The sequence below is a fragment of the Streptomyces sp. NPDC026417 genome (assembly GCF_055567695.1).
This window is the reverse complement of the sequence record NZ_JBVHPY010000035.1, coordinates 15630-30261: the sequence shown is the minus strand read 5'-3', so window position 1 is coordinate 30261 and position 14632 is coordinate 15630. Positions and strand designations below refer to the sequence as shown.

At 71.9% G+C, this 14632-nt stretch carries 15 protein-coding genes; 10 read left to right on the top strand and 5 right to left on the bottom strand.

What is annotated here, in order from left to right; translation table 11 throughout:
• The first annotated feature begins 43 nt into the window (after positions 1-43).
• The 3 genes from lipA to ACZ4NT_RS35405 all read left to right on the top strand — a co-directional run bounded on the left by lipA (position 44) and on the right by ACZ4NT_RS35405 (position 2239).
• On the top strand, positions 44-1009 hold the full coding sequence (lipA, locus tag ACZ4NT_RS35415) for a lipoyl synthase (RefSeq protein ID WP_121403423.1): 966 nt from the start codon (positions 44-46) through the stop codon (positions 1007-1009).
• 277 nt (positions 1010-1286) lie between these two features.
• Entirely contained in the window at positions 1287-1490 is a 204-nt protein-coding gene (locus ACZ4NT_RS35410) for an SCO2195 family GlnR-regulated protein (RefSeq protein ID WP_121403422.1), read from the top strand.
• A 50-nt stretch (positions 1491-1540) separates the two neighbouring features.
• Positions 1541-2239, top strand: a complete 699-nt coding sequence (locus ACZ4NT_RS35405) for a DUF4191 domain-containing protein (RefSeq protein WP_121403421.1) — start codon at positions 1541-1543, stop codon at positions 2237-2239.
• 98 nt (positions 2240-2337) lie between these two features.
• Here ACZ4NT_RS35405 and ACZ4NT_RS35400 read toward each other — a convergent pair whose 3' ends face one another.
• Positions 2338-2805, bottom strand: a complete 468-nt coding sequence (locus ACZ4NT_RS35400) for an RDD family protein (RefSeq protein ID WP_121403420.1) — start codon at positions 2803-2805, stop codon at positions 2338-2340.
• A gap of 210 nt (positions 2806-3015) precedes the next feature.
• Here ACZ4NT_RS35400 and glnA point away from each other — a divergent pair, with 210 nt between their 5' ends.
• From glnA to pspAB, 3 genes are all read left to right on the top strand, one after another.
• Entirely contained in the window at positions 3016-4425 is a 1410-nt protein-coding gene (gene glnA / locus ACZ4NT_RS35395) for a type I glutamate--ammonia ligase (RefSeq protein ID WP_121403419.1), read from the top strand.
• 126 nt (positions 4426-4551) lie between these two features.
• The gene (gene htpX, locus ACZ4NT_RS35390; RefSeq protein ID WP_467729299.1) at positions 4552-5472 is read left to right on the top strand and encodes a zinc metalloprotease HtpX; all 921 of its coding nucleotides are present in this window, start codon (positions 4552-4554) and stop codon (positions 5470-5472) included.
• Between the two features lie 2 nt (positions 5473-5474).
• The gene (gene pspAB / locus ACZ4NT_RS35385) at positions 5475-6056 is read left to right on the top strand and encodes a PspA-associated protein PspAB (protein ID WP_467729297.1); all 582 of its coding nucleotides are present in this window, start codon (positions 5475-5477) and stop codon (positions 6054-6056) included.
• An 85-nt stretch (positions 6057-6141) separates the two neighbouring features.
• Here pspAB and ACZ4NT_RS35380 read toward each other — a convergent pair whose 3' ends face one another.
• Positions 6142-6450: a hypothetical protein gene (locus ACZ4NT_RS35380; RefSeq protein ID WP_467729295.1), complete on the bottom strand. Its 309-nt coding sequence runs from the start codon at positions 6448-6450 to the stop codon at positions 6142-6144.
• A gap of 230 nt (positions 6451-6680) precedes the next feature.
• Entirely contained in the window at positions 6681-8021 is a 1341-nt protein-coding gene (locus ACZ4NT_RS35375) for a DUF2252 domain-containing protein (protein ID WP_121403416.1), read from the bottom strand.
• Between the two features lie 245 nt (positions 8022-8266).
• On the opposite strand from ACZ4NT_RS35375, the gene ACZ4NT_RS35370 reads away from it, so the two are divergent.
• Positions 8267-9463 (top strand): winged helix DNA-binding domain-containing protein, encoded by a 1197-nt coding sequence (locus ACZ4NT_RS35370; RefSeq protein ID WP_467729293.1) that lies wholly within the window; start codon positions 8267-8269, stop codon positions 9461-9463.
• Positions 9464-9517: 54 nt separating this feature from the next.
• Here the strand turns inward: ACZ4NT_RS35370 and ACZ4NT_RS35365 are convergent, their stop codons facing one another.
• Positions 9518-9826 (bottom strand): hypothetical protein, encoded by a 309-nt coding sequence (locus ACZ4NT_RS35365; protein ID WP_121403414.1) that lies wholly within the window; start codon positions 9824-9826, stop codon positions 9518-9520.
• Between the two features lie 163 nt (positions 9827-9989).
• Here ACZ4NT_RS35365 and ACZ4NT_RS35360 point away from each other — a divergent pair, with 163 nt between their 5' ends.
• Positions 9990-10349 carry an ArsC/Spx/MgsR family protein gene (locus ACZ4NT_RS35360; RefSeq protein ID WP_467729291.1) on the top strand — a complete coding sequence of 120 codons (360 nt, stop codon included), beginning with the start codon at positions 9990-9992 and terminating at the stop codon, positions 10347-10349.
• A gap of 121 nt (positions 10350-10470) precedes the next feature.
• A complete protein-coding gene (locus ACZ4NT_RS35355) occupies positions 10471-11169 on the top strand; it encodes an RlpA-like double-psi beta-barrel domain-containing protein (RefSeq protein WP_467729289.1) in 699 nt (232 codons plus the stop codon).
• Between the two features lie 303 nt (positions 11170-11472).
• Here the strand turns inward: ACZ4NT_RS35355 and ACZ4NT_RS35350 are convergent, their stop codons facing one another.
• Entirely contained in the window at positions 11473-12405 is a 933-nt protein-coding gene (locus ACZ4NT_RS35350) for a Gfo/Idh/MocA family protein (protein ID WP_467729287.1), read from the bottom strand.
• Positions 12406-12637: 232 nt separating this feature from the next.
• Between ACZ4NT_RS35350 and ACZ4NT_RS35345 the strand changes: the two genes are divergently transcribed.
• Positions 12638-14500 carry a TIR domain-containing protein gene (locus tag ACZ4NT_RS35345; protein WP_467729285.1) on the top strand — a complete coding sequence of 621 codons (1863 nt, stop codon included), beginning with the start codon at positions 12638-12640 and terminating at the stop codon, positions 14498-14500.
• The last annotated feature ends 132 nt before the right edge of the window (positions 14501-14632 follow it).

Sequence of the window (14632 nt, the reverse complement as noted above, 5' to 3'; positions counted from 1 at the left end):
ACCCTGGTGTACGCCGACGAATCGAAGTTGTAGGGAGCCGGACGTGTCCGCAGTCGCACCCGACGGACGCAAGATGCTGCGCCTGGAGGTCCGGAACAGCCAGACCCCCATCGAGCGCAAGCCCGAGTGGATCAAGACCCGGGCGAAAATGGGTCCCGAGTACAACGCGCTGCAGAAGCTCGTGAAGAGCGAGGGCCTGCACACGGTCTGCCAGGAGGCGGGCTGTCCCAACATCTACGAGTGCTGGGAGGACCGCGAGGCCACGTTCCTCATCGGCGGCGACCAGTGCACCCGGCGCTGCGACTTCTGCCAGATCGACACCGGCAAGCCCGAGGCGCTGGACCGCGACGAGCCGCGCCGTGTCGGCGAGTCCGTCGTCACGATGGACCTGAACTACGCCACCATCACCGGCGTCGCGCGTGACGACCTGGAGGACGGCGGCGCCTGGCTGTACGCCGAGACGGTCCGCCAGATCCACGCCCAGACCGCGGACCGCGAGGCCGGCCGCACCAAGGTCGAGCTGCTCGCCCCGGACTTCAACGCCGAGCCGGACCAGCTCGCCGAGGTCTTCTCCTCGCGCCCCGAGGTCTTCGCGCACAACGTCGAGACGGTCCCCCGGATCTTCAAGCGCATCCGCCCCGGCTTCCGCTACGAGCGCTCGCTGAAGGTCATCACCGAGGCCCGCGACTACGGCCTGGTCACCAAGTCGAACCTGATTCTCGGCATGGGCGAGACCCGCGAGGAGGTCAGCGAGGCGCTCCGGCAGCTGCACGAGGCCGGCTGCGAGCTGATCACCATCACGCAGTACCTGCGCCCGTCCGTGCGCCACCACCCCGTGGAGCGCTGGGTCAAGCCGCACGAGTTCGTGGAGCTGAAGGACGAGGCCGAGCAGATCGGATTCTCCGGCGTCATGTCGGGCCCGCTCGTGCGCTCCTCGTACCGGGCCGGCCGGCTCTACCAGATGGCCGTCGAGAAGCGGGGCACGTACATCGCCTCGCAGGCGGTCTGACAGACGCACGACGGCAGCGACGGCACGGCGTGCCACCCGCGCGTGTGAATCCGCGCACAAGGAACTACCGCCAGGTAATGGCTCATACGGCGCGGTCCCGACCGTCCCCGCAGATGGGGGCATTCGTCGGGGCCGCGTCGGCGTACGGGGCTTCCGCATCGAGGCTTCATGGGCGTTTGACCGGCCGGTCATGCCCTGGTAACACCAATCAGTGACCCTGGTCTTACGCCACGTACAGACTCCGCTTGAGCCGCCGTCCCGAGGGGGGACCTCCATCATGCAGGCCGCGCCCGTTCGCGCCACCGCCATCCCGTCGTTCACCGATGCACTGCGTGCCGTCGAGTCGCTGCTCATGAGCAGCGGACAGCGCACCGCGCGCCGCAACGCCTGGACCTCCGTGCTGGAGGACCGCCGTCGCGCCAAGGACCGGGTCGAGGCACAGCGCGTCCTCGAGGAGGCCGTGGGACCCCGCCTGTCGTAGCGGCGGCACCGCCGTCGTCGGCGCTTCCCGGGCCACGTAGACTCGTGGGCATGGCGAGGAAGGAAACCGCAGCGGACGCTGCGAACCCCGGGCGACTCAAGCAGATCGCCCTGACCTACAAGATGACCCGCAAGGCCGACTCCAAGATCGGTCTTGTACTCGCGGCTGTCGGAATCGTCACCCTCGGTGTCTTCCTCGCGATCGGCTTCTTGATCGGCCACCCGGTCTATCTCGGCATTCTCGGCCTCCTGCTCGCCTTCCTCGCGTCGGCGATCGTCTTCGGACGCCGGGCCGAGCGTGCCGCCTTCGGGCAGATGGAAGGACAGCCGGGCGCTGCGGCGGCCGTGCTGGACAACATCGGCCGGGGCTGGACGACGACCCCGGCCGTGGCGATGAACCGCAGCCAGGACGTGGTGCACCGCGCCGTGGGCAAGGCGGGCATCGTGCTGGTGGCCGAGGGCAACCCGAACCGGGTGAAGAGCCTGCTGGCCGCCGAGAAGCGGAAGATGGCGCGGATCGTCTCCGACGTCCCGGTGCACGACGTGCTCGTGGGCAACGGCGAGGGCCAGGTGGAGCTGAAGAGGCTCCGCACGACCATGCTGAAGCTGCCGCGGGTGCTCACCGGTCCGCAGGTCACGACGACCAACGACCGGCTGCGCGCGATGGGCGACCTGATGAGCAACATGCCGCTGCCGAAGGGGCCGATGCCCAGGGGCATGCGGATGCCGCGTGGCGGAAAGGCCCGCTGACACCCTCACTTCGTGAAAAAGGGGCGCCCGGATCACTCCGGGCGCCCCTTCGTCTTTCGCCGGGTCCGCGCTGTACGCGTGCGTCCACCCGCGAAGCGTCAGATGCGGACCTCGACCGTGCGGGCGAGGCGGTCGTGCAGGCCCCGGCCGTCGCGGTCCCAGATCAGGGCGGGGACGGCCACGCACAGCAGCGCCGTCCGCAGCAGGGCGCGCAGCGGGTTCAGCCGGCCGCCGCTCTCGGGGACGATCCGCAGCCCGAAGAGGCGCTTGCCCGGGGTGAAGCCCACGGTGCCGACGGTGAGCACGCCCAGCACGAAGAAGACGAGGAGGGCCCAGTTGCCCGTCGCCTGGTCGTAGCCCTGGGTGAGCAGCCCGTATGCGATCAACAGGCACAGGGCCCAGTCGACGGCGAGGGCGCCCAGGCGGCGGCCGGGACGGGCGATGGAGCCGGGCCCCTCCTCCGGCAGACCGAGCTGCTCGCCGCGGTATCCGAAATCGGCACCGGCTTCTTCCGCGGCCGCGCGGGGGCCGGACAGCCACGATCCGATTGCTTGCCTGTTGTCCACCCGTCCACGGTACTGCGCCCGGGTATGTGCCTCAGCGGCCGGGGTGTGCGTAGGCTGCAGGTGAACCCGGGCCGGTTAACTTCCGCGAAACAAATGGGTCACGCTTGAGAAATCCCCCGTCCCTATGGTCGGGTCCAGCGTGTGCCACCGCACTGGCCGCACGAACGAACTACCACCCCGGTCCTAGTGGGCGGGAGTAGGAGGAGCTGGATGTTCCAGAACGCCGACGAGGCCAAGAAGTTCATCGCGGACGAGGACGTCAAGTTCGTCGATGTCCGCTTCTGCGACCTGCCGGGTGTGATGCAGCACTTCACGATCCCGGCCCAGGCCTTCGACCCGGCCGAGGAGCTGGCCTTCGACGGCTCCTCGATCCGCGGCTTCCAGGCCATCCACGAGTCCGACATGGCGCTCCGCGCCGACCTGTCCACCGCGCGCGTCGACCCCTTCCGCCGCGACAAGACGGTCAACATCAACTTCTTCATCCACGACCCGATCACGGGCGAGCAGTACTCCCGCGACCCGCGCAACGTGGCGAAGAAGGCAGAGGCCTACCTCGCCTCCACCGGCATCGCCGACACCGCCTTCTTCGGTCCCGAGGCCGAGTTCTACGTCTTCGACAGCGTGCGCTTCAAGACCGCGGAGAACGAGAGCTTCTACCACATCGACTCCGAGGCGGGCGCCTGGAACACCGGTGCGGTCGAGGACAACCGCGGTTACAAGGTCCGCTACAAGGGCGGCTACTTCCCGGCCCCGCCGGTCGACCACTTCGCCGACCTGCGTGCCGAGATCTCCCTGGAGCTGGAGGCCGCGGGCCTCCAGGTCGAGCGCCAGCACCACGAGGTGGGCACCGCCGGCCAGGCCGAGATCAACTACAAGTTCAACACGCTGCTCGCCGCTGCCGACGACCTCCAGCTCTTCAAGTACATCGTGAAGAACGTCGCATGGCGCAACGGCAAGACCGCGACCTTCATGCCGAAGCCGATCTTCGGCGACAACGGCTCGGGCATGCACGTCCACCAGTCGCTGTGGGCCAACGGCGACCCGCTGTTCTACGACGAGGCCGGTTACGCGGGCCTGTCGGACACCGCCCGCTTCTACATCGGCGGCATCCTCAAGCACGCCCCGTCGCTGCTCGCCTTCACCAACCCGACGGTGAACTCGTACCACCGCCTGGTCCCGGGCTTCGAGGCGCCGGTCAACATGGTCTACTCGCAGCGCAACCGCTCCGCCGCGATGCGCATCCCGATCACGGGCTCGAACCCGAAGGCCAAGCGCGTCGAGTTCCGTGCCCCGGACTCCTCCGGCAACCCGTACCTCGCCTTCTCGGCGCTGCTGCTCGCCGGTCTCGACGGCATCAAGAACAAGATCGAGCCGGCCGAGCCGATCGACAAGGACCTCTACGAGCTGGCTCCCGAGGAGCACGCGAACGTGGCGCAGGTCCCGACCTCGCTCCCGGCCGTCCTCGACGCCCTCGAGCGGGACCACGAGTTCCTCCTCCAGGGCGACGTCTTCACGTCCGACCTGATCGAGACGTGGATCGACTACAAGCGCACGCACGAGATCGCGCCGCTCCAGCTGCGTCCGCACCCGCACGAGTTCGAGCTCTACTTCGACGTGTAAACCGTCACGGTGCTCGGCCGGAGCCCCGTCGTCGCCTCCGGGCGGCGGCGGGGCTCCGTCGTGCCGCGGGCGGGTGCCGGAGCACAATGGAGAGCGGGACGGGTGTCCCGATGCGGGGTGATCCAGATGCGGAGCCGATTCCGGAGCGACCCGCGGCTGACCGTGCGGATGACGGTCACGCTGTTCCTGCTCGGACTGCTGTACGTGGCCTTCGTCGCCGCGCTGATCGTGCTGCTGAAGTCCTGGGTGCTGGTCGTGGTCGTCGCCGCCGCGCTGCTGGGCGCGCAGTACTGGTTCTCCGACCGGATCGCGCTCTACGCGCTGCGCGGCCGGATCGTGGAGCCCGCGGAGTATCCGCGCCTGCACGGGACCGTCGACCGGTTGAGCGCCCTCGCCGACATGCCCAAGCCGCTCGTGGCCGTCTCCGAGCTGGACATGCCGAACGCCTTCGCCACCGGACGGAACGCCGACCACGCCGTGCTGTGCGTGACCACGGGGCTGCTGCGGCGCCTGGAACCGGACGAGCTGGAGGGGGTCCTCGCGCACGAGCTGTCGCACGTGGCGCACAAGGACGTCGCCGTGATCACGGTCGCGTCCTTCCTCGGGGTGATCGCGGGGCTGATCGTACGGTTCGCCTTCTACTCGCAGGTTCTCGGTGCGGGCCGGCGGGACCAGAACACCGCGGCCATGTTCGTGATCGTGATGACGGTCGCCGCGGCCGTGTACGCGGTCAGCTTCCTGCTCGTCCGCGCGCTGTCCCGGTACCGGGAGCTGGCGGCGGACCGGGCCGCGGCCCTGCTCACCGGGCGGCCCTCGGCCCTGGCGTCCGCGCTGACCAAGGTGACCGGGGACATCGCCCGGATCCCGACCAAGGACCTGCGCACGGCCCAGGCCTTCAACGCCTTCTACTTCACCCCCGCCCTCGGCTCCGCGCCCGGTCTGCAGCGCATCTTCTCCACCCACCCGAGCCTGGAGCAGCGGCTGGAACAGCTCGGACGCATCTCCGCCGAGCTGGGCGGGGTCGCGGCGCCCGGGAAGGCGGACTGAGCATGGGGTTCCTGGACGTGCTGCTCGGCCGTACCCGGGCGGTGGACCCCGACCTCGACCGGCTGTTCGGCCTGCCGTCCGCGGCCGTGACCCTGCAGGCGGCCACCGGATTCGTGCCGACGGGGACCGGCGCGGTGTGCTGCGCGGCCGTCGAGGGCGCCGCGTTCGGCGCGGCTCAGGGCGAGGCGCGGGCGCTGCTGGACGCGGAGGCGGGACGGATGCCGGTGGAGCTCGACCGGGACGACTACGGGTACGCGTGGCTGGTCTCCCGGCGGTCGCCCGAGGACCTGCCCGCCCTGGTGAACGATCTGCACGCGGTCAACGGCGCGCTGGAGAGCGCCGGCTTCGGACCCCAACTGCTCTGTTCGGTGGCCGGGTTCGAGGAGGCCGGCGGACGACGGCTCGGCCTGGTCTACCTCTACAAGCGCGGCAGCTTCTACCCCTTCGCGCCGCTGCCCGGCGCGGAGCAGCGGCGCGACAACGCGCTGGAGCTGCAGATCAGGGCGGTGCTCGCCGGTGATCTGCGGATCGAACGGGATCTGGGCCGGTGGTTCCCGGTCTGGGGCGCCCCGGGGCTGGGTTAGTTCCCCGGGGTGATCCCGGACCGGGCCCCGCCCCGGTGGGGTGGCCGGTGCCGTGCCGCTCGGCCGGCGGGAGGCCGGCCGGGGATCAGCCGCCTTTCCCGCGCTCCTGACGGCGCGCTTCGAGCGGACGTTCGCGGCGGTAGCGGCGCTCCCACCTGGCCTGCCGGTCACGGCGGTCACGGTAGGCGCGGTAGCTGGAGTCCGCGCGGCCCGCGGACCCTCCCGGGGCTCCGGCAGCGGGTGCGCCCGGCGAGGAGGCGGTGGTCGCGCCTCCTCCGGCGCCCCCGTACCTGACGTACAGGAAGAGCAGGGCGATCGCGGCCAGCCACAGGACGTGGTGGGAGAAACCTAGGACGACCAGGATCATGGTCGCCGAAATGATCAAGGTGCCCATGACGGGACTCCTTGGGGGCGTGGGTTCACTGGATCGTGACGGGTGCTCCGACAGGGCGCCGGGAACGGGCGGCCGTCCGTCGGTGCGTAGAGACTAGCCCCGAGTCCGCGCCCTGATGCCGGTCCGGCGGGAAGCGGTGTTCGGCGGCTCCGGAATGCTTGCCCAGCGTAGGGAAGCGGTCCCGGGGCGTGCATCCTCATTTCCTCCGGGCGGGCCGCGGGGCACCGGTGTCAGACGCCGGGGGCCGCCCTGACCACGCCGGCGGCCACGGCCGCGCACAGGGTCCCGTGGTCCAGGGCGTTCTGGTCCGCGTAGTGCAGGGCGAAGTCCGCGACGGCCCGTTCGAAGGTGTCGGCGCCGCCGAGGTAGCCGGCGATGGCGACGCGGTCGCCGGAACGCGCGTGGCCGCGGGCGAGTACCGTCCCGCACAGCCGGGCGTAGTCGCGGAGTTCGTCCGGACTCATCCCCGCGACGTCCGCGGCGCCCTTCATGTCGCGGAGCAGACGCCAGTAGTACGGCCGTCCCTGCGGACCCGACATCCAGCCGAGGAAGAGGTCGCCGGACGCCTGGAGCAGCCGTTGGCCGGCAACGACGCGGTGGCCCGGGTGGTCGTAGGGCCCGTTGGGCAGGTGCTCCTCCAGCACGGACCGGCCGGCCTCCTTGATCTGCAGGAGCAGCGGGTCGTCCGCGTCCCGCCCGACGAGCAGGACGACGAAGCAGCGGACTCCGACGCTGCCGACGCCGACGACCTTGCGGGCGGCGTCCGCGAAGCGGTAGCGGTCCAGGAGCAACCGTCGCTCCCCGGAGAGCGTGGAGCGGTAGTCGCTGAAGATCTTGCGGAGTGCGGCCGTGTCGGAGGGTCCCGCCGGTTCCAGCAGAGGCGGGTCCTGGACCAGGCGCGGCACGCCGTCGACGGTCTCGGTGAGTCTGCCGAGCGCCTGCAGGCTGGTCCGGCGGCGGGCGCGGGCGAGGCTGGCCTCGATGCGTCCGCGGTGGTCGGCGGAGCGGACCAGCGGCAGCAGCAGGTCGGTGTCGATGCGTTCGTACCAGACGGCCAGCTCGCCCCGGCCGGCGAGCCGGCGGACGGCGTGGCGGTACTCGGCGGCGCAGGCGTGTGCGGCGCGGCGGGCCCGGGCCTCGCTGTGCCCGTTCTCGCGGGCGGCCACCACGAGGCTGACGGCCAGCCGCTTCACGTCCCACTCGAAGGGCCCGGGGAAGGTCTCGTCGAAGTCGTTCAGGTCGAAGAGCAGCGCGTGTTCCGGTGAGGTGTACAGGCCGAAGTTGAGCAGGTGCGCGTCGCCGCAGAGCTGGACGATGAGGCCGGTGTGCGGCCGGGCGGCGAGGTCCGCGGCCATCACGGCCGCGCCGCCGCGCAGGAACGCGAACGGGGATGCCGACATCCGCCCGTACCGGATCGGGAGCAGCTCCTGGAGGCGGTCGCGGCCCTGGCGTTCGAGTACGCCGACCGGGTCGGGGCGGTCCACGGCGGCCAGCCATTCGCCGTGCGCGGAGCGCGGGATGCGTTTGCGGACCGCCCTGCCCTTCTCGGCGCGGTCGGCGGGCGCGGTCATGAGCCGCGGCGTGCGGCCACGGAGGCCGTCACGACGAGCTTTCGTCCACGCTGACCGGCCATCGCCGCCGCCTTTCCCCGCTCCTGCCCGCTCTGCCCCGGTCGCCCCAGTGAAGGCCGCCTGAGGGGGCGGGCGCATGCCGGGTACGGCAATCGGGTGACGTGTCCGCCGGGGCGGCCGCTTGTTCGACAGGATGGGGAAGGGCCGGGGCGCGGTACCCGGGTGGCGGAACGGTTGGAGGCGACGTGGGAGCACGGCTGCGGCACATCCCGGCGGCGGAGCGGCGGGCCCGGCTGGCGCTGCGGCACCGGCTGGCGGGCCCGGCGCGCGCGGCCGCTCCCGAGGAGGTCGCGGGGTCGCTGGTCGCCCTGCACGGGACCGATCCGGCCACGGTGTACCTCGCGGTGGGCGCCCGGCTCGCCGAGTCCGGCGGCACCGTGGGCGAGGTGGAGCGGGCGCTGTACGAGGACCGCACGCTGGTGCGGATGCACGGCATGCGGCACACGGTGTTCGTGTTCCCCACGGCGCTGGCGCCCGTGGTGCACGCCTCGACGGGACTCGCCCTCGCCGCGAAGGCGCGGGCGGGACTGGTGAAGGACCTGGGGAACGGCAGCGACGGGCGGCTGACCGGGGAGTGGCTCGCCGAGGTCGAGGCCTCCGCGCTCGCCGCCCTGGCCCGGCGCGGCCAGGCCACGGTGAACGAACTCGCCGCGGACGAGCCGCGGTTGAGGGAGCGGTTCACCTACGGGGCGGGCCGGAGCTACGAGAGTCCGCAGACCGTGTCGTCGCGGCTGATGCGGGTCCTCGGCGTCGAGGGGCGGGTGGTGCGGGGGCGTCCGCTCGGCGCGTGGACATCGAGCCAGTTCCGGTGGGCCGTGGCTCCGCCGCATCCCGAACTGGCGCCCGCCGAGGCCCGGTCGGAGCTGCTGCGGTGCTGGCTGCCCGCATGCGGACCCGCCTCGGAGGCGGATCTGAAGTGGTGGACGGGATGGAAGGTCACGGACGTGCGCCGGGCGCTGGCGGCGGTCGGCGCGGTGGCCGTCTCGCTCGACGACGGAACCACCGGGTACGTGGCGGCCGGTGACGAGGGGCCGGTGGACGGGCCCGGGGAGCCGTGGGCCGCGCTGCTGCCCGGCCTCGATCCGACGGCCATGGGGTGGCAGCAGCGCGACTGGTTCCTGGCGCCGGACCTGCGGCCCGCCCTCTTCGACCGGAGCGGGAACGTGGGACCGACGGTGTGGTGGAACGGACAAGTCGTCGGGGGCTGGGCCCAGCGGCCCGACGGGGAGGTCGTGTGGCGGGTGCCGGAGACGGAAGGGCTCGGCCGGGAGGGCCGTGACGCCGTCGCCGCGGAGGCCGCCCGGCTGTCCGCGTGGCTGGGCACGGCCCGGGTCACGCCCCGGTTCCGGACGCCGCTGGAGCGGGAACTGGCGGCGGGGTGAGGCCTCTTCGCCCCGCCGCCCCTTCCCGTCCCGCAGCGGGACGCCGCGCTGGGATCAGCGGGCGTACCGCATCAGCGCCCTGACCATGTGGCACGTGGTGTCCGACGGCGGGTGGACGCCGATGAGCGCCGCGGCGCCGCGGATCGTCTCGTTGCGGGCCTGGTTCGGCACGTAGACACCGGAGTCGAGCAGGGCGATCGCCAGACGCATCGCCTTCAGCCGGCGGTTGTGGGTGACGTACCAGTCGCGGGGGCGGCCCGGCGGCAGCGGGCGCTTCTCCACGGGCTCGTACGGCGAGTCGAGCGGGACCGCCCTCCGGGCGGTGGACTGGGTGGGCTTCGGCTTCAGTGCGGCAGCGGGCACGGGCATCCTCCTGTCGCGGTCAGGGCCTCGCCGGAACCTCCGGCGGCACCCTCGAACACTGCTTCTATTCTACTGCGCGGCACTGACAAAAGCCGCTGGCCACAAGGGCTTTGACGGAAGCTGTGACGCAGGTGGGAGGGGGTGTTCCGGGTACCGTGTGAGCATGGAGATCTGGATCAACCCGGCCTGTTCGAAGTGCCGCAGCGCCGTCGGCCTGCTCGACGCCGAGGGCGCCGACTACACCGTGCGCCGCTACCTGGAGGACGTGCCCGCCGAGGACGAGATCAGGGACGTCCTGGAGCGCCTCGGACTCGAACCGTGGGACATCACCCGCACCCAGGAGGCCGCCGCCGCGGAGCTCGGGCTCAAGGAGTGGGCGCGGGACGCCGGTTCACGGGCTCGGTGGGTCACGGCGCTGTCGGAGCATCCCGAACTGATCCAGCGTCCGATCATCACCGCGGACGACGGCACCGCGGTGGTGGGCCGTACGGAGGAGGCGGTGCGGGACGCCCTGTCCCGCTGACCGGGCGCCACCGCCGGGTGTGGCCCACGTCACTCGGGCCGGTTCCGTGACCATTGAGTGACCTCGTTCGGTATCTCGTACATAGCGGCGTACACGCTCCCCCCGCATCCAGGAGGCGCGCATGTCGCGTAGGAGAACGCTCAGCACCAAGAAGAAGCTCGCCCTGCTGGTCAGTGCCGCCGCCGTGGCCGGAGGCGGGGCCTTCGCCCTGGCGGCCACGTCGAACGCCTCGCCGGTCCAGAACGCGCAGAACTCGACGGTCTGCCAGGGACTGGCCACCGCGGTCGGCAACAACCAGCGGTTCATCGACGCCCAACGGGCCGCCCCCGACGCGCAGTCGGAGGCGCGGATCGCCAACCGCGAGGCCGTCATCAAGGAGATCGGGCGCCAGCAGGAGGCGTCCGGCTGCGAGGTCGGGGAGTCGGCTCAGGACTCCCAGGCCACCCAGCCGGCGACCACCGCGCCCGCCGGGACGGCTCCCGCGGAGACCGCGCCCGGCGGCGGCGCCGGGGACGCGGGCCAGGACGCGGGAGGCCAGGAGGCGGGCGGTGAGCAGGCCGGCGGCGCGGCCGGTGAGCAGGTGTGCGCCGGTTCGACCGTCACGCTCTCCGGCGAGAACGGCGCCCCGGCCGCGTCCAGCAACCAGTTCCCGGCGGGAACCCGGCTGAAGGTGACCAACCTGGACAACAACAAGTCCACGACGGTGGAGGTCACCTCGGTGTCGGGCAGCTGCGTCCTGCTGAACAACGCGGCGTTCGAACAGGTCCGGGAACCCGGCAAGTTCCTGATCCGCAAGGCCCGCATCGAGCGCGTGGGCTGACCCCGCGGAGTCCGCGGCGGTGCCGTGGCGCCCTTCCGCAGGGTCGCGCGCGCGAACGGGCCCCGCGGTCGCCGCAGCCGGTTCCGCTTCCGTGCGGCGGGCACCGCCCGTCGTACGGGAGCGGCCCGGTGGAAGGTCGCCGCACCACCGGCGCCGGACGGCCGCAGGCCGCCGCCCCCCGCGCTCGGCGCCGGCTCCACCGGGCCGGCGGGCTCGGCCGGAGCCGTCTCACCGGGCCCCCTCGACGCGGTCCGCGGCTCGCCCCCAAGGGCCGCGGACCGCTCCCGCCGACGCACCGGTCTCTCACCGGAGGGACGACTCGCCCTGACGGAGGGCCAGTTGTGCCTCGGCCTCGGCCAGGATCTCGGTCATCCGCACCCCGAACGCCAGGTCGCACGCGTGCGGCCGTCCGGTGCGCACCGAGTCCACCAGCGCGTCCAGCGCCGCGAGGAACGAGCCGATCGCGTCCCCCCAGTCCGGCAGGGCGGCCACTCCGTGCTCGCCCACGAGATCGACGCTCACCCCCGCGGCCCCCGGCGGCGCGCTCAGCCCCAGGGTCGCCGTGCTCGACGCACCGGACGCGTGCCGCAGGACCAGATGCGCGGTGTCCCGGGGTCCGCGGGCCGCGGTCACCACGGTCACCTCGCCGAGCACCGGCACGAGCAGGGACAGCGCGTGCGGACCGACGTCCCACAGACCGCCCTTCTCCCGCCGCCAGGGCGACGCGGCGTACGGGCTGTCGCTGCCGTCCGCGAACAGCGAACCGAGCCAGCGCACATGGGCGGTGTACCAACCGCCTTCCGCCGCCCGGTCGTCGATCCAGGCGGCGGTTCCGGCGGCGAAGCGCAGCGTGCAGAACACCACGGACGCGACCCCGGCCCGCGCGGCGGCTCCGGCCGTGTCCCGGGCGGCGGCCACGTCCGTCGCCGCCGGTTTGTCCAGCAGGAGATGGCAGCCGGCCGCGGCGGCCCGCGCGGCGAGCGGTGCCTGGACGTCCGGCGGCAGGGCGAAGGCCGCGACGTCGCAGGAGGCGAGCAGTTGGTCGGCGCCGGTCTCGCCCGTGTACGCGGTCGTGCCGTGCGCCTCGGCCAGTGCCTTCGCGGCCTCGGGCCGTCTGGCCCACACTCCGGCGAACTCCACGCCGGCATGCGCGGCGATGGCGGGTGCGTGGGTGCGCTCGGCCCACGGGCCGGCGCCGAAGAGTCCGATACGCAGCTGATTCGAGCGGGTCGTCATGCGGGACAGTGTGCCCGGCGTCCGGCGGCTCGCACGCCGCCCTCCGGCCCCTCCCGGGCCGGGCGCTTCTCGTATACGAACGGGCACAGGCCTGGTCCGCCGGCGCGGCGGACCCGCCCCTGCCTGCTCGGACACGGGGCCGAGCGGGTGGCCGGAGGCTAAAATCCGGGCACCACGGGGGGCGGCGCGGCTGGGCGGCGCCCGCGGCAGGTGAGCGGTAGGAGCAGCCCGCATGACGCGCGTGTTCATAGCTTCCTCGACGGAGGGCCGGCCGTTCGCGCAGGCCGCGGCGGCCGTCCTGGCACGGCAGGGGGTGGAACCGCTGCTGTGGTGGAGCCAGCAGTGCTTTCCGCCCGGGATGACGCTGCTCGACTCGCTGCTGCGGCTGCTCAACGAGGCGGACGGGGCGCTGATCATCGCCACGCCGGACGACCGGACCACGCGGCGCGGGGCGACGACCTACGCCCCCGCGAGCAACGTCCTTCTGGAGTACGGCCTGTTCACCGGCCGGCTGGGTCAGTCACGGGTGGCCATCGTGACCGTCGGCGATCCCGACCTGCCGTCGGACCTGGGCGGAGTCGTCCATCTGCGGCTGGGCTCGCCCGCCGCGTACCAGGACCCCTCGGTGTACGAGTCGGTGGAGATCGAGCCGAAGATCGTGCCGTGGCTGCGCACCCTGGACGCGGTGAGCAGCAACGGGGCGCGGATCGCGGGTCTGCTCACCCGCCTCGCCCCGCAGGCGAAACCGCGGGACCGGATACGGCTCAAGGCACGGGTGCTGTGCGACCAGCTGGACTCGCGGGCCTTCCCGAGGCTGCCCGAGGCGCAGGTCCTCGACATACTGCGGCGCTACGCCCTGACGTACGGGCACGAGGAGCGGGTCGGGCACACGGTGAAAACACCGGTCGCGGGCTATCTCGACCTGACACGTGTCGCTCCGGAATCCCTCGACCAGCGGGTTCTGGCAGGGCATCTCGCCTACCATGTGGCCGAACTCGTCAACCGAAAGGCAATGCGACCGACGCTGCTCGCCGTTTCCAAGGTGGCGGCCACCGGAATTTTGAGTGCCGCGGCCGACTTGCTACCCTTCCCAGCGGTCTATGTGAGCCCGTACGGACCCAACCGCGACAACCCGGTCGAGGGTTTTTACGAGAAGGGCGATCGCGCCGTCCTGTTGCACGATGTGGCACTGAGTGGTCATCATCTGGTCGATTGCATGACCGCTCTCCGGTCCGCAGGCATCAATGCCCGACATATCGTTGCGCTCGCCGAACACGACGGTCGCAACGAGGCGCTCGACTCATTGCTCGAAGAAAACGGGATCATCATGCACACCGCCGTGAAGTTCTCTCCTGGCACCGGCCGCCACCCGCAGGCGGTCGAGACGATCCAGCCCCTGGGCATCCCCGGGGCGCCGGAGCCGGAGCCGGAGACCACCTCGCAGTGCCTGCTGTGCGATGTGCTGGACGACGCCGAAGCCACCCCCTTCCGCGGCCTGTTCGGCCGGGACGAGCTGTCGTGCGAGCTGCTGGCGCAGGGCGACGGGTTCGTGGTCGTCGCCGACGTCGCCCCCCTGACCCGGGGGCATGTGCTCATCGTCCCGGACGAACACGTCCTGTCGATGTCGGCTCTGCCCGCGGCCTCGTTGGAGACCCTGGACATGCTGCGCCGGCAGGTCACCTCGGTCATTCGCGACGGCTACGCGTCGGACGTCGTCGCATTCGAGCACGGAATGTGCGACCCGAATACGAGTTCCGCCTGCGGAATCGACCACGCGCATCTGCACGTCCTGCCACTGGAGCAGTCCGTCACCCGGAACTTCCGTGAGCGATTCACCTGCCGGGAAATCGGATCCCTGTCCGATTTGCCGGAGGCCAACGAGGCGCGACAGGAATACCTCCTGCTGATCGACCAGGAGGGCGCGCACCATTTCGCCGCGACCGACGTGTCGACGAGTCAGTACTTCCGCCGGATGATCGCCGACACGACCGGTGAACTGCTGTGGAAATGGAACGACAAACTGCTGCTGGGCGACCGGGCGGAGACCCGCGGCCGGATTCTGGAACTGCACCGGGTGTTCGCCGCTCGGGGCTGAACGGGCCCTCACCCGCCGCCGGACCGGGCCACCGGTCCGGCGTAACGTGGGGTTCACACACGGGCAACGGCCGGGAAATCACGTATTGCGAAGCTGCGCGGCATACCGCTGCACCGCAAAGGATGAGGCCCC